At 63.0% G+C, this 13399-nt stretch carries 13 protein-coding genes; 8 read left to right on the top strand and 5 right to left on the bottom strand.

Features of this window, described 5'->3' with window-relative positions; all coding sequences use genetic code 11:
- Positions 1-32 precede the first annotated feature (32 nt).
- The 6 genes from FX982_RS20370 to FX982_RS20345 all read left to right on the top strand — a co-directional run bounded on the left by FX982_RS20370 (position 33) and on the right by FX982_RS20345 (position 7156).
- On the top strand, positions 33-1961 hold the full coding sequence (locus FX982_RS20370) for a bifunctional sugar phosphate isomerase/epimerase/4-hydroxyphenylpyruvate dioxygenase family protein (RefSeq protein ID WP_172612273.1): 1929 nt from the start codon (positions 33-35) through the stop codon (positions 1959-1961).
- An 88-nt stretch (positions 1962-2049) separates the two neighbouring features.
- A complete protein-coding gene (locus tag FX982_RS20365) occupies positions 2050-2721 on the top strand; it encodes a TetR/AcrR family transcriptional regulator (RefSeq protein ID WP_172612272.1) in 672 nt (223 codons plus the stop codon).
- 49 nt (positions 2722-2770) lie between these two features.
- Positions 2771-4165, top strand: a complete 1395-nt coding sequence (locus tag FX982_RS20360) for a DHA2 family efflux MFS transporter permease subunit (protein ID WP_172612271.1) — start codon at positions 2771-2773, stop codon at positions 4163-4165.
- A 139-nt stretch (positions 4166-4304) separates the two neighbouring features.
- Entirely contained in the window at positions 4305-5072 is a 768-nt protein-coding gene (locus tag FX982_RS20355) for a 3-hydroxyacyl-CoA dehydrogenase (protein ID WP_172612270.1), read from the top strand.
- A 14-nt stretch (positions 5073-5086) separates the two neighbouring features.
- Positions 5087-6298 carry an acetyl-CoA C-acyltransferase gene (locus tag FX982_RS20350; RefSeq protein ID WP_172612269.1) on the top strand — a complete coding sequence of 404 codons (1212 nt, stop codon included), beginning with the start codon at positions 5087-5089 and terminating at the stop codon, positions 6296-6298.
- An 84-nt stretch (positions 6299-6382) separates the two neighbouring features.
- Positions 6383-7156, top strand: coding sequence for an enoyl-CoA hydratase (locus FX982_RS20345; RefSeq protein WP_172612268.1), 774 nt, complete (start codon positions 6383-6385; stop codon positions 7154-7156).
- Positions 7157-7183: 27 nt separating this feature from the next.
- Here FX982_RS20345 and arsH read toward each other — a convergent pair whose 3' ends face one another.
- Positions 7184-7897, bottom strand: coding sequence for an arsenical resistance protein ArsH (arsH, locus tag FX982_RS20340; RefSeq protein WP_172612267.1), 714 nt, complete (start codon positions 7895-7897; stop codon positions 7184-7186).
- A 44-nt stretch (positions 7898-7941) separates the two neighbouring features.
- On the bottom strand, positions 7942-8412 hold the full coding sequence (locus FX982_RS20335; protein ID WP_172612266.1) for an arsenate reductase ArsC: 471 nt from the start codon (positions 8410-8412) through the stop codon (positions 7942-7944).
- 294 nt (positions 8413-8706) lie between these two features.
- Between FX982_RS20335 and FX982_RS20330 the strand changes: the two genes are divergently transcribed.
- The gene (locus FX982_RS20330) at positions 8707-9411 is read left to right on the top strand and encodes a YebC/PmpR family DNA-binding transcriptional regulator (RefSeq protein ID WP_172612265.1); all 705 of its coding nucleotides are present in this window, start codon (positions 8707-8709) and stop codon (positions 9409-9411) included.
- A 269-nt stretch (positions 9412-9680) separates the two neighbouring features.
- Here the strand turns inward: FX982_RS20330 and FX982_RS20325 are convergent, their stop codons facing one another.
- Both FX982_RS20325 and FX982_RS20320 read right to left on the bottom strand, forming a co-directional pair.
- The gene (locus FX982_RS20325; protein ID WP_172612264.1) at positions 9681-10964 is read right to left on the bottom strand and encodes a leucine-rich repeat-containing protein kinase family protein; all 1284 of its coding nucleotides are present in this window, start codon (positions 10962-10964) and stop codon (positions 9681-9683) included.
- An 89-nt stretch (positions 10965-11053) separates the two neighbouring features.
- Entirely contained in the window at positions 11054-11602 is a 549-nt protein-coding gene (locus FX982_RS20320) for a TetR/AcrR family transcriptional regulator (RefSeq protein WP_122624928.1), read from the bottom strand.
- A gap of 105 nt (positions 11603-11707) precedes the next feature.
- Here FX982_RS20320 and FX982_RS20315 point away from each other — a divergent pair, with 105 nt between their 5' ends.
- Positions 11708-12913: an MFS transporter gene (locus FX982_RS20315; protein ID WP_172612263.1), complete on the top strand. Its 1206-nt coding sequence runs from the start codon at positions 11708-11710 to the stop codon at positions 12911-12913.
- 6 nt (positions 12914-12919) lie between these two features.
- On the opposite strand, the gene tspO is transcribed toward FX982_RS20315, so the two are convergent.
- Positions 12920-13360 (bottom strand): tryptophan-rich sensory protein TspO, encoded by a 441-nt coding sequence (tspO, locus tag FX982_RS20310; protein WP_172612262.1) that lies wholly within the window; start codon positions 13358-13360, stop codon positions 12920-12922.
- Positions 13361-13399: the final 39 nt, after the last annotated feature.

Here is a 13399-nt window from a genome sequence, read left to right as displayed (position 1 = left end):
GGGCGCCCTGTATTTATCCGGAGTTCCCCCGCATGCAGCGCTCGATCGCCACCGTTTCCTTAAGCGGCACCCTGCCGCAAAAGCTGCGCGCTATCGCCGCGGCAGGTTTCGATGGCGTGGAGATCTTCGAAAAGGATTTGCTCAATCACAACGGCGGCCCCCGCCAGGTGGGGCAGCTTTGTGCTGATCTCGGCATCGCCATCACGCTTTTTCAGCCTTTCAGCGACTTTGAAGGCTGTCGCCGCGAGCATCTGCAGCGCAACCTCGACCGCGCCGAGCAAAAATTCGACCTGATGCACGAACTGGGCACCGACCTGATGCTGGTGTGCAGCAACACCGCCACGGATTCACTGGGCGACCACGACCTACTGCGTGAGGACTTGGGGTTGCTGGCCGAGCGGGCGGGCGCGCGTCAACTGCGCGTGGGGTATGAAGGGCTGGCATGGGGACGTCACGTCAACACCTGGCAGCAGGTCTGGGATCTGGTCCGGCAGGTCGACCATCCGGCCCTCGGCGTGCTACTCGACAGTTTTCACACGCTGTCGCTCAAAGGTGACCCGAGCGCCATCGCGCAGATCCCAGCTGAGAAGATCTTCTTCGTGCAGATGGCCGATGCGCCACTGCTGAACATGGGCGTGTTGGAGTGGAGCCGGCATTTTCGTTGTTTCCCGGGGCAGGGCGAGTTCGATTGTCCCGGTTTTCTCGCGGCGATTCTGCGCAGCGGGTACACCGGCCCACTGTCGCTGGAGATTTTCAACGACGTGTTTCGCACTGCGCCCGCTCAGGCAACCGCCGCCGACGGCTTGCGTTCGTTGTTGTACCTGGAAGAGAAGACACGCGGGCTGCTGGAGCAGCAGCCTCAAGCCGTTGCGCCGTCATTATTGTTCCATCCGCCGGCGCCGAGCCCCTGCCACGGCGTGGAGTTTCTCGAGTTCGCCGTGGATGACGGCCACGGGGCACGGCTGAGCCAATGGCTGCACGGCCTGGGCTTCTGCACGTTGGGTCACCACCGGAGCAACGCCGCGACCTTGCTGGGGCAGGGCGATATCAGGGTTGTGTTGACCGCCGGGCATGATTCCCTCGCTGAGTCGCCCTTCGCTCAACCGCCCTTTGCTCAGTCTGACCTCGAAGTCCACGGCGCGTCGCTGCGCTCAATGGCGTTGCGGGTGGACGACAGCGCTGCCGGGCTGAAGCGGGCGCGTCAGTTCAACGCCGAAATCTGCGGCGGTCCCCTCGGCTCTGATCAACCAGGATTTCCAGCCGTGCGCGCGCCGGACGGCAGCCTGATTTATCTGGTCGAGCCCGCCGCACCGGGGCAATCGTTCTGGGACAGGGACTTCACGTTGAGGTCGCTACCTTCGGCGCACAACGGTTTGCAACGCGTCGATCACGTGGCCATGGCGTTGCCCGCCGACGGCCTGGACAGTCAGGTCCTGTTCTTCAAGAGCGTGCTGGATTTCCAGGCCGATGCCGACGTGCTGCTGTCCGACCCTCATGGTCTGGTGAGGAGTCGGGCGTTGCGCAGCCGCTGCGGCAGCGTGGGCCTGCCGCTGAACACGTCGGATCGTGGCAACACCGCGATCGCCCGCGCGTTGACGAGCTACGGCCGCTCAGGTGTTCATCACATTGCTTTTGCCTGTGACGACATCTTCGTCCAAGCAGCGCGAGCCAAAGCGGCAGGCGTGCCATGGCTGGCGATTCCGCGGAACTACTACAACGACCTGGCGGCGCGCTTCGGTTTTGACGAGGCGTTCCTCAGCAAGCTGGCTGCTCACGACGTGCTGTACGACCGCGACGCCGACGGTGGCGAGCTGTTCCACGCTTACACCCAGGCGTTCGAGGCGCGTTTCTTTTTTGAAATCCTTCATCGCAGGAACGGCTACGCCGGTTATGGCGAGGCGAATGCATCGGTGCGCCTTGCAGCGATGGCCAGGGCTTGCGGCGATTCAGCCTCGCTCTGATGGCTCGCACCGCGTTCGTACGCGCCGCTTCCGTAACGCTCGGGTGCAGCTCATAATCCCGCGATTACCCCGTGGTTGTGAGCCCCGCATGAAAACCGTTGACGACAGCCTCGCCGACCTGCCCGTAGAGGCGCCCCGCAAGACCCGCAAGCACAATCCGGAAAAAACCCGCGACGACATCCTTCAGGCGGCCGTCGCCGAGTTCGTCTCCCAGGGGCTTTCCGGCGCACGAGTGGATGCCATTGCCGAGCGCACGCAAACCTCGAAGCGAATGATCTATTACTACTTCAACAGCAAAGAGCAGCTCTACACCGAGGTGCTCGAGAAACTGTACGGCGACATCCGCAACACCGAGAGCAGCCTCAGGCTGGACGTCCTCGCGCCGGAAGAGGCGATCAGGCGGCTGGTGGAATTCACCTTCGATCACCACGACCGGAACGTCGATTTCGTGCGCATCGTGTGCATCGAGAACATCCACAACGGCGCCAACGTCAAACAGTCCTCGACCATCCGCGCGCTCAGCCGCAACGTGCTTCAGGCGCTGGACGAGACGCTGCGCCGGGGCGAGCAGCAGGGCGATTTCCGCCCGGGCGTACAGGCAGTGGACCTGCACATGCTGATCAGCTCGTTCTGTTTCTATCGGGTCTCCAACCGTCACACCTTCTCGGAAATCTTTCAGATCGACCTCGAAGATGCGCAGATCAAGGCACGCCAGAAGGCCATGATCTGTGACTCGGTGGTGCGTTATCTGACCCCGTGACCAGGTGAGCACTGAAGCGAAACGCCACGCCTGCCTGAGGACCCCGTCAATGTCGCAACGTCAATCCACGCTGATCGCCTTGCTGGTGGCGGTCACTTTTTTCATGGAAAACCTCGACGCTACGGTGATCGCTACGGCGATGCCGGAAATGGCCCGGACGTTCGGTGTCGCGGCGGTGGACCTGAATATCGGCATGAGCGCCTACATGCTGGCAATCGCCGCGTTCATTCCCCTCAGCGGCTGGTTGGCCGACCGACTCGGTTCACGCCGGGTGTTCGGCGGCGCCATCGTGCTGTTCACGGTGGCTTCGATGCTGTGCGGCATCAGCGACAGCCTGGAGACGTTCGTCGCGGCCCGGGTCCTGCAAGGCATGAGCGGCGCGATGATGGTCCCGGTGGGGCGCCTTGCGGTCATGCGCGCCACCGAAAAGAAAGACCTGGTGCGGGCCATTTCGCTGATCACCTGGCCCGGGCTGGTGGCGCCGATACTCGGGCCGCCCCTGGGTGGGTTCATCGTTACCCACGCGTCGTGGCCGTGGATTTTCTACCTCAACCTGCCCCTCGGCATCATGGCGCTGATTGCCACCCTCATCCTCATCCCCAAGCGCAATGAAGTCAGCACTCGGCCGTTTGACCTGAAAGGTTTCCTGCTGCTGGGCGTGGCCTGCACCGCGCTGTTGTTCGGGATGGAGCGACTGGGGCAGGGCCATGGCAGTCAGTGGCCCGGCCTATTGATAACGGCGCTCGGGGTGGTCTGTGGCGTGCTGGCCTGGCGACACATGCGCCGGCACCCGCAGCCGCTGATGAACGTCGCGGTGGTGCACATCCGCACCTTCAGCGTCAGCCTGCTGGGCGGCTCGGTGTTTCGTGTCGCTATCAGCACATTGCCGTTCCTGCTGCCGCTGATGTTCCAGCTCGGCTTTGGTCTGTCCGCATTCGACGCCGGGCTGCTGGTGCTGGGGGTGTTCGCGGGCAATCTGGCGATGAAGCCGTTTACCAGCAGCATCATGCAGCGCTGGGGCTTTCGTCAGGTGCTGTTGGTCAATGGTTGCATCGGCGTGGCAGCGATTGCCGCCTGCGCGCTGCTCGATCAGGCCATGGGCTGGCCGCTGATCCTGCTGATTCTGTTCATCGGCGGGCTGTCGCGCTCGATGCAGTTCACCGCGTTCAACACGCTGGGTTTCGCCGACGTACCCAAGCCGCAGATGAGCGATGCCTCGACGATGTTCAGCATGTGCTTCCAGCTGAGCATGGGCCTGGGTGTCGCCATCGCCGCTTTACTGTTGCGTGGTGCGATGGTCCTGCATGGCAACGACGGGCACGCCGTGACGGCGGATTTCCAGCTGACCTTTATTGGCGTTGCGCTGATCGCCGCCCTGGCCCTGCTGGATAATCGTCGGGTGTCGGCCCAGGCCGGTGCCGCACTGCTGCAACCCAAGGCCTGACCCGCCGACAACCCATTGAGACTGACGCGCCACTGGCCAAAACCACCAGACGTTCTGCGCGCTTTGACTATTGCCCATCGGCGCTGCAGAGCGGAGTATTTCGCCACTCCAACAATAAAAGTGTAAGGACGACACAATCATGCAGATCGAAGGCAAGGTGTTTCTGGTCAGTGGCGGCGCGTCCGGGCTGGGTGCGGCCACCGCACGGATGCTCGTCGACGCAGGGGCCAGCGTGATGCTGGTGGACGTCAACGCCGAAGCGCTCGCGGCACACGTGGAAAAACTCGGCGGCAACGCCCGCGCCAGTGTCAGCGACATCACCCAGGAGAGCGCCGTTCAGGCCGCAGTGGATGCGGCGCGCGGTGCGTTTGGCCAGATCAACGGCGTCATCAACTGCGCGGGCATCGTCGGCGCCGAAAAAATCCTTGGTAAAGAAGGCCCCCACGGCCTCGACAGTTTCAGCCGGGTGATCAACGTCAACCTCATCGGCAGCTTCAACCTGATGCGCCTGGCCGCCGTGGCCATCGCCGAAAGCACGGCGGATGCCGGTGGTGAGCGCGGCGTCATCATCAACACCGCCTCTGTGGCGGCCTATGACGGCCAGATCGGCCAGGCGGCGTACGCGGCCTCCAAGGGCGCCATTGTCAGCCTGACCCTGCCCGCCGCCCGTGAACTGGCGCGCTACGGCATTCGCGTCATGACCATCGCTCCGGGCATCTTCGAAACCCCGATGATGGCGGGCATGACTCCCCAGGTACGCGAAAGCCTGTCCGCCGGCGTGCCATTCCCGCCACGCCTGGGCCAGCCCGAAGAATACGCCGCGCTGGCGCGACACATCATCGAAAACAGCATGCTCAACGGCGAGGTGATCCGTCTGGACGGCGCCTTGCGCATGGCCGCTCGCTAATCGAGGAATCCATTATGTCTTTGAACAAACGCCAGACGTTGAACGACGACCCTGTGGTGATCGTGAGCGCTGCGCGCACGCCCATGGGCGCCTTTCAGGGTGATCTCAAAAGCCTGACCGCGCCGCAACTGGGCGCCGCTGCGATTCGCGCTGCCGTCGAACGAGCCGGCATTGAGCCGGGGCAGGTCGATGAGGTGCTGTTCGGTTGTGTATTGGCCGCGGGACTGGGACAGGCGCCGGCGCGTCAGGCGGCACTGGGTGCCGGGCTCAGCGACGCCACGACCTGCACGACCCTGAACAAAATGTGCGGGTCGGGGATGCAGGCCGCGATCCTCGGCCACGACATGTTGCTGGCGGGCAGCGCCGACGTGGTGATCGCCGGCGGGATGGAAAGCATGTCCAACGCACCCTATCTGTTGGAAAAAGCCCGCAGCGGTTACCGCATGGGCCACGGCCGGATCATCGATCACATGTTTCTCGACGGCCTAGAAGATGCTTACGACCGAGGCCGCTTGATGGGCACCTTCGCCGAGGAGTGCGCAGGGCTGGAAAATTTCAGTCGGGAGGCCCAGGACGGTTTTGCAGTCGCTTCGCTGACCCGGGCCCAGGAGGCCATGACCCGGGGCTGGTTCGACGCTGAAATCGTTCCGGTGGAAGTGACCGTTGGCAAGGAGCGCAAGACCATTCGCCAGGACGAGCAGCCGCCCAAGGCGAAGCTGGACAAGATCCCGCAGTTGAAACCGGCGTTTCGCGAGGGCGGCACCGTCACGGCGGCCAACTCCAGCTCAATCTCCGACGGCGCTGCGGCCTTGACCCTGATGCGTCAATCCGAAGCGCAACGACGCGGGATCAAGCCGCTGGCCGTCATCCATGGCCACGCCGCCTATGCCAACGAACCGGGTCTGTTTCCCACCGCACCGGTGGGCGCCATCGACAAATTGATGAGCAGGACCGGCTGGTCCCTGGACGAGGTCGATCTGTTCGAGATCAACGAAGCGTTTGCCGTCGTCGCGCTGGTCACCATGGCCCGCCTGCAATTGCCCCATCAAAAGGTCAATGTGCATGGCGGCGCTTGCGCGCTGGGCCATCCCATTGGTGCATCGGGGGCGAGGATTCTGGTGACGTTGCTGTCGGCGTTGAAGCAGCGTGGACTAAAACGCGGGGTGGCGGCGATCTGCATCGGCGGCGGCGAAGCGACGGCGATGGCTGTCGAGCTTGTCGTTTGATATCAATGGCTTGCGTCGTCCTTCGCATGTGGAATCTGTGGTTATCGGTATCTTGCTTGCAAACTCAAAAAGGTCTGTAAAACAATGAATTACACAACAATCCTCCAGGAAGTGAGAGGTCGCGTCGCACTCCTGACCCTCAATCGCCCGGAAGCGCTCAACGCCTTGAATGCGCAGCTGATTAGCGAACTCAACCACGCCCTCGACGAGCTGGAGCGCGATCACGGCATCGGCTGCATCGTCCTGACGGGCTCGGCGAAAGCGTTCGCTGCCGGGGCGGACATCAAGGAAATGGCCGAGCTCAAGTACCCGCAGATTTACCTGGACGACCTGTTCAGCGACAGCGATCGGGTGGCTAATCGCCGCAAGCCGATCATTGCCGCCGTCTCGGGATTTGCCTTGGGCGGCGGTTGCGAGCTGGCGCTGATGTGCGACTTCATCCTCGCCGCCGACAACGCGCGCTTTGGCCAGCCGGAAATCAAGCTGGGCGTGCTGCCGGGCATGGGCGGCACCCAGCGCCTGACCCGCGCGGTGGGCAAGGCCAAGGCCATGGAAATGTGCCTGACCGGGCGCCTGATCGATGCCGTCGAAGCAGAGCGTGCCGGGCTGGTGGCGCGCATCGTGCCGCAGGATCAACTGCTGGATGAGGCGATGAACGTCGCGGCCGGCATTGCGGCGAAGTCGTTGCCAGCGGCCATGATGGTCAAGGAAAGCGTCAATCGCGCTTTTGAAGTCAGCCTGGCCGAGGGTATCCGTTTCGAACGCCGTGTGTTCCATGCAGCGTTTGCCAGCGAGGACCAGAAGGAAGGCATGGCGGCGTTCATCGAGAAGCGCGAGCCGGCGTTCAAGCACCGCTGATGGACGTTCCCGAACGCACAGGCTCACTCAGATGGAGCGTTGGTTGACGCGCCTGGACAGTTCGTCGGCCGACTCTTTGCGCTCGGAGTAACGATCCACCAGATAGTCCTGACGGTCGCGCAGCAGCAGTGTGAACTTCATGAGCTCTTCCATGACGTCCACCAGTCGGTCGTAATACGAGGACGGCTTCATCCGGCCGGCCTCGTCGAATTCGGCGAACGCCTTGGCTACCGAGGATTGGTTGGGGATGGTGAACATCCGCATCCACCGACCCAGCACGCGCAGTTGATTGACCACGTTGAACGACTGCGACCCGCCGCAGACCTGCATGACAGCCAGCGTTTTACCCTGAGTAGGCCGTACCGCCCCGATCGCCAGCGGCACCCAGTCAATCTGCGCCTTGAACACGGCGCTCATCGACCCGTGCCGTTCGGGCGAACACCAGACCTGGCCTTCTGACCACTGCATCAGTTCGCGCAGTTCCGCCACTTTGGGGTGCGTCTCCGGGGCATCGTCCGGCAGCGGAAGCCCGGCGGGATCGAAAATCCGGGTGTCGGCGCCGAACTGCTCCAGCAGACGCGCCGCCTCTTGTGTCACCAGCCGGCTGAATGAGCGCTCGCGGGTCGATCCATAGAGCAGCAGAATGCGGGGTTTGTGGAGGGATGGCCCGCGCGGCTCCAGTTGCTGAAGTGACGGGATGTCGATCAGGTCGCTGTGTAGATTCGGCAGTGTGTCGTGCATGTGGACTCCTCGGACGGCCTCGCGAGTGCCGCCTCGGCTGATCGTTAAAGCGTACCGATGCGGTTCAGTTCGGCTTGCAGGGCGGCCGCGCTCATCTCTTTCAGCGGCAATTCTAGAAACGCACTCACCCGCTCGCGGATCTTCGCGAGGGTGGCGTCAAACGCTGCGCTGATCTCGGCTTCGGACCCGGTGACTTCGGAGGGGTCGGCCAGGCCCCAATGGGCCTTCAGGGCAGGTCCGAAAAAGACAGGACAGGCTTCTCCGGCAGCTCGATCGCAGACGGTAATCACCACATCGGGTGGCACGCCCTCGAACGCGCCCGACCCTTTACTGCTCAAGCCCGCCGTGGAGATGCCTGCGGCGGCGAGGGTTTGCAGGGCCCGCTGATTGACCCGGCCGCTGGGGAAACTGCCAGAGCTGACCGCCTCGATACCCGCCGGCGCCAAGTGGGAGAACAGTGCTTCGGAAAGGATGCTGCGGCAGCTGTTGTGGGTGCACATGAACAGGACTTTCATCAGAGAATTCTCGAGTCAGAAACCGGGCGCAATGCCGGGGCAAACGGGTCGATGCGACACAGCCAACGCGTGCATCGGCTGCATGAACCTGGAGCCTATCTAGCCTATAGGGCTGCATCCCTGCGTTACAGGGGTTTCTTCTGGCGCCAGCGTGTATAAAATGCGCCGATTGCCAAGGCTCTGCTGCGGCGTGTCACTATCGATCACCATTATTTCAGCATTTATCGTCATCGTCCGGCGCGCAAGACGCGTCGAATCAGAGCGATCTATCGCCACCGGAACAAGAGAGCAATCATGGGCGCACAGTGGAAGGTCAAACACAAAGAAGCGGCAGCCAACGCCAAGGGGCGTATTTTCGGCAAGCTGTCCAAGGAAATCATGATTGCCGCGCGCTCCGGCGCTGACCCCGACATGAACGCGCGCCTGCGTCTGGTGGTCGAGCAAGCCAAAAAGGCGTCGATGCCGCGCGAAACCCTGGAGCGCGCCATCAAGAAAGGCGCCGGATTGCTCGGCGAGCACGTGCACTTCGAAAAACTCACCTACGAAGGCTTTGCGCCGCACAAAGTGCCGGTCATCGTGGAATGCCTGACCGACAACATCAACCGGACCGTTTCGGAGATCCGTGTGCTGTTCCGCAAGGGCCAACTGGGCGCCGAAGGTTCGATTACCTGGGATTTCGACCATTTGGGCATGATCGACGCCGTCGCCGCCAAAGACGAAGCAGACGCCGACGAAGCCGCCATCGAAGCGGGCGCTCAGGACGTTGAACAAGGCGAAGAGGGCGTTGCGACGTTTTACACCGACACCACCGACCTCGACGCCGTGTGCAAGGCGCTGCCTGAATTCGGCTTCACCGTTGAATCCGCCAAGATCGGCTACCGCCCGAAAAACCCGGTGGAAGGCCTGAGCGAAGAGCAGATTGCCGAGGTGGAAGCCTTCCTCGAAGCCATCGACAGCCATGATGACGTGCAAAACGTTTACGTCGGTCTGGCGGGGTAAGGCTGACCGGGCCAGTTGATTGAATTCGCTGGTTGGAGGACCGGCTTTAGCCGGGAAAGCGTCGGTGGGCACACCGCGAAACTCAGGATGTTCACGCTGGCCTCTTCCCGGCTAAAGCCGGTCCCACAAATTGCGCGGCGTCCTCAGGGCTGGGTCCCACATGTTGCGCGGCGTGCTCATGGCAGGGTCTCACTGACACGCCGCGTGCAGTCAGTGGGACCGGCTTCAGCCGGGAAAGCGTCGGTGGTCACACCACGGATATTCAGCCCTCAAAACTGCCGCTCAATCTCCGCAAAACCAGGCCGCTGCATCACATCAGCCTGCACGCACCGCCGCTGCAACTCCCGCAGGCCGGCCGCTTCCCCATCGCTTGCCTCGCAGCAGTCGAGCAATTCCCCCAGCAATATCCCGAACGCCCGGACTTCGATGCGCTCCAGCCTCCTGCCCGTTTCTTCATCCGGGTAGAACGCCGCCGCGCCGAAATCCCCCAGCAGACTGTCGCCGGACTCGTTCCAGAGAATGTTGTGGGCATACAGGTCGCCGTGGTTGATGCCGTGGCCGTGTAAATGGGCGCAGGCCGCTGCGATCCCGGCGGCCATGCGCTTCACGGTCGAAACGCTCAGCCGTGTGCCTGCGTAAGTGTCGCGTGTGCAGGATTCCAGGGTCGGCGGGCGGGCGAGGGTGACGAAAGAAGGAGAAATCAGCGCCATCACCAGGCCGCGAGCGCCCTGCGGGTGGTCCTGGATCTGCCCGAGCACCGGAATCAGATGGTCATAACGCCCGGCCGCAATGCACGCCTGCATCTCGTTCAAGGGCGAGCCGTCGCTGGTGACGTCGCCCTTGTACAGCTTCACCGCAACGTCCAGCGAGGCGGCCTCTTCATTGGCACGCCATTGCGCCTGCTGAATCACCCCGGACGCACCTTCGCCCAGCACCTTCTGCAGCGCCAGTTGCGGCCACGGAATCTGCCGGATCGGCTCTACGGTGTGGATGTCGTTCAGCGGATTGCCGGCAAACGCCAGCCACGCAAGTGCGGGCATTTCCAGCAGCCAGCGCGGCAGTTCATGGAAATCGTTGACCGCGATCCGCACCAGTTCCAGGCGCTGGCAGCGTGCCAGTGATTCCGGCAATTGCCGCAGCCGGTTCCCTGCCAGCATCAGCTTCTGCAGGTGTGAACAGTCGCCTATCGCTTCGGGCAGGGTCTCGATGCAGTTATCGGTCAGCACCAGCGAGCGCAGCGAGGGTGGTAGCGCTTTAGCAGGCACATTGACGATCTTGCAGGCCTTGAACCCGACGAAGAACAGCTGCTCGCACTGGCCCAGGCATTCCGGCAGGCGGGTAAAGGGATTATTGGAACAGAACAGGATTTTCAGGCGCTTGAGGCGGTGCAGGTCGGCGGGCAATTCGGTCAGCCGGTTACCGCTGAGGTCCAGCACCTCCAGGGATTCGGCGAGGCTGAAGATTTCCTCGGGGAGTTCGCTGAGGTCGGCACTGAGAGTGAGCCGCGTGATGCCTGCCAGTTTGCCGGCACGCAGGTCTGCAAGGGTGTGCATGGGGGTAAGGGCGCCTGTGATCAATGAGCGGCCATGATACCCAGTCGTCGGGGCCAGTGCTCGTTGGTCGCGGCGCGACGGGAGAGGAGTCAGCTCAGGCAGCGGTCCAGCAATTGATGCATCCGCTCAAGGGACGGCGCCGACTCGGCGTACAAAATGCGGTAAACCATGGGCGCCACAACAGCGTCGACCAGTTCATCGGCCGAGGGACTCTGTTCCCCGCGTTCCCGGGCCCGGTCGATGATGATCTGCAGTTGATCGCGAACCATGTTCAGGCACTTGCCGGAGCACAGGGTCGCGCTGCTGGCGACCACGTCGCGCATCATTTCGCGGCCTGGCGCGGAGTTGGTTTCTTCAAGATAGACCTCGACCCAAGTGCGCAAGTCGTCACGCAAGTTGCCGCAGTCCACGGGTTCGTCCGGACGCAGACGCTCGACAGCAGCATCGGCGAGCAGCGAAGTCAGGTCACCCCAGCGCCGATAGATGGTGGACGGCGTGACACCGGCGCGGGCCGCAATCATGGGCACGCTGAGGGCCGAACGCTCCTGCTCCTGAAGCAGATCGCGAACCGCCGCGTGAATCGATGTCTGCACCCGGGCACTGCGGCCGCCGGTGCGAATGCCTTCTTTGATAGCCATGCTGCGGACCCTAACACAAAGTATTTGCTTTAAGCAGACGCTGCTCGCACACTGCTAACGCTAATTCATAGCTTTTGTGGCGTGCTTTTTCGGGAGAGTGTACTCGTGTCTGATTCTTTGCAGAACCCGCAAGTCGATGGTCGGGGGACGAGCCACTTGGGATTCCTGGCGTTCGTGCTGCTGTGTTTCTTCGCGGCGTCCAGTGCGCCTACGCCGCTTTACCACCTCTATCAACAGGCGTGGGGCTTCTCTTCGGTGCTGTTGACGGTGATTTTTGCGGTCTACGCCCTTAGCCTTCTGGCGACGCTGCTGGTCTTCGGCTCGCTGTCGGATTATCTCGGACGCCGCCCGGTCATCTGGATCGGGCTGCTGCTGGAGATCGTCTCGATGCTGTTGTTCATCGCCGCCACCGACGTCACCTGGCTGATCGCCGCGCGGGTGCTGCAGGGCGTGGCGACCGGCATAGCCACCAGCGCGTTGGGCGCCGCGATGCTCGACAGCGACGCGCAGCAAGGGCCACTGCTCAACAGCATCACGCCGATGTTCGGCATGGCGCTGGGTGCGCTGGGCACCAGTTCACTGGTGGAATACGCGCCGCTGCCCATGGGCCTGGCCTATGGTTTGCTCCTCGCGGCGTTCGTGGGCCAGGCGTTTTACCTGCTGCGGGTGGCTGAAACCGTGACGCCGCAACCAGGGGTGCTGAAAACCCTGCGCCCGCGGCTCGCTGTGCCGGCGCAGGCGAGGGGAACGTTGTTAGTGGTGTTGCCGGCCGACATCGCGGCCTGGGCGCTGGGCGGATTTTTCCTGTCACTGGCGCCGTCGCTGCTGACGGCCGCGACCGGTTCGACCTCGGTACTCAACGGCGGCTTTGCCGTGGCAGCGCTGACCCTCAGTGGCGCGATTTCTATCCATACCCTGCGCCTGCGCGCGCCGCGGCTGGCCTTGCTCGTGGGCTGCAGTTTTCTGGCGATCGGGGTTTCGGTGATTCTGGCGGCCGTGAATCTGGGCTGGTTGTGGCTGTTCTTCACCGGCGCTGTGGTGGCCGGGGTCGGCTTCGGGGCAAGTTTCCTCGGCGCCCTGCGCCTGTTGATGCCGCTGGCCCACGCCCACGAACGGGGTGCGCTGATGGCGGCGTTTCTGGCCCTGAGTTATCTGGCGTTCTGCATTCCGGCGCTGCTGGCCGGCGTGTCGATCAAAACGGCGGGGCTGGTGAGCACCACCAATGTCTACGGCGGCGTGGTGGTCTTGCTGGCGGTGTCGGCGCTGGCCGGTCTGCTGATTCAGCAGGCCGGCCGGGCCAGGGCTGCCTGATCCGCGTTACCGGTTATGACGCAGAATCGAAAAATTCAGCGCCGAAGCTACGGTGAGCCACACCAGATAGGGGAACAGGATCAACCCGGTGATGAGGTCCAGCTGAATCCCCAGCACGACCATGGCAGCGACCACCAGCCACAGCAGCGAAATGATGATCATGCCCGCCAGGATGCGGTGGGCGCCAAAGAACACCGGCGTCCACAGCGTGTTCAAGGCAATCTGCGCGGCCCACAACGCCAGCACGGTTTCGCTGCCGGGAATCAGGGTCAGGCGATAACCGGCCCAGGCCAGCAGCAGATAAATCGTCGTCCAGGCCACCGGAAACAACCAGTTTGGCGGGGTGAAACGTGGCTTTTGCAGCGATTCATACCAGCTGCCCGGCTTGAAAATGATGCCGGTGCTGGCCGCTGCGGCGCAGGCGATGAGGAAGATATAGAACGTCATGTGGGGTCCTTTGCTGAAACCATTCGAAGTGCAGGCCGT

Origin of the sequence: Pseudomonas graminis (assembly GCF_013201545.1) — a bacterium.
Taxonomy (GTDB): Bacteria; Pseudomonadota; Gammaproteobacteria; order Pseudomonadales; family Pseudomonadaceae; genus Aquipseudomonas.
The sequence above is the reverse complement of the archived record's forward strand: the minus strand, read 5'-3'. Positions and strand labels throughout refer to the sequence as shown.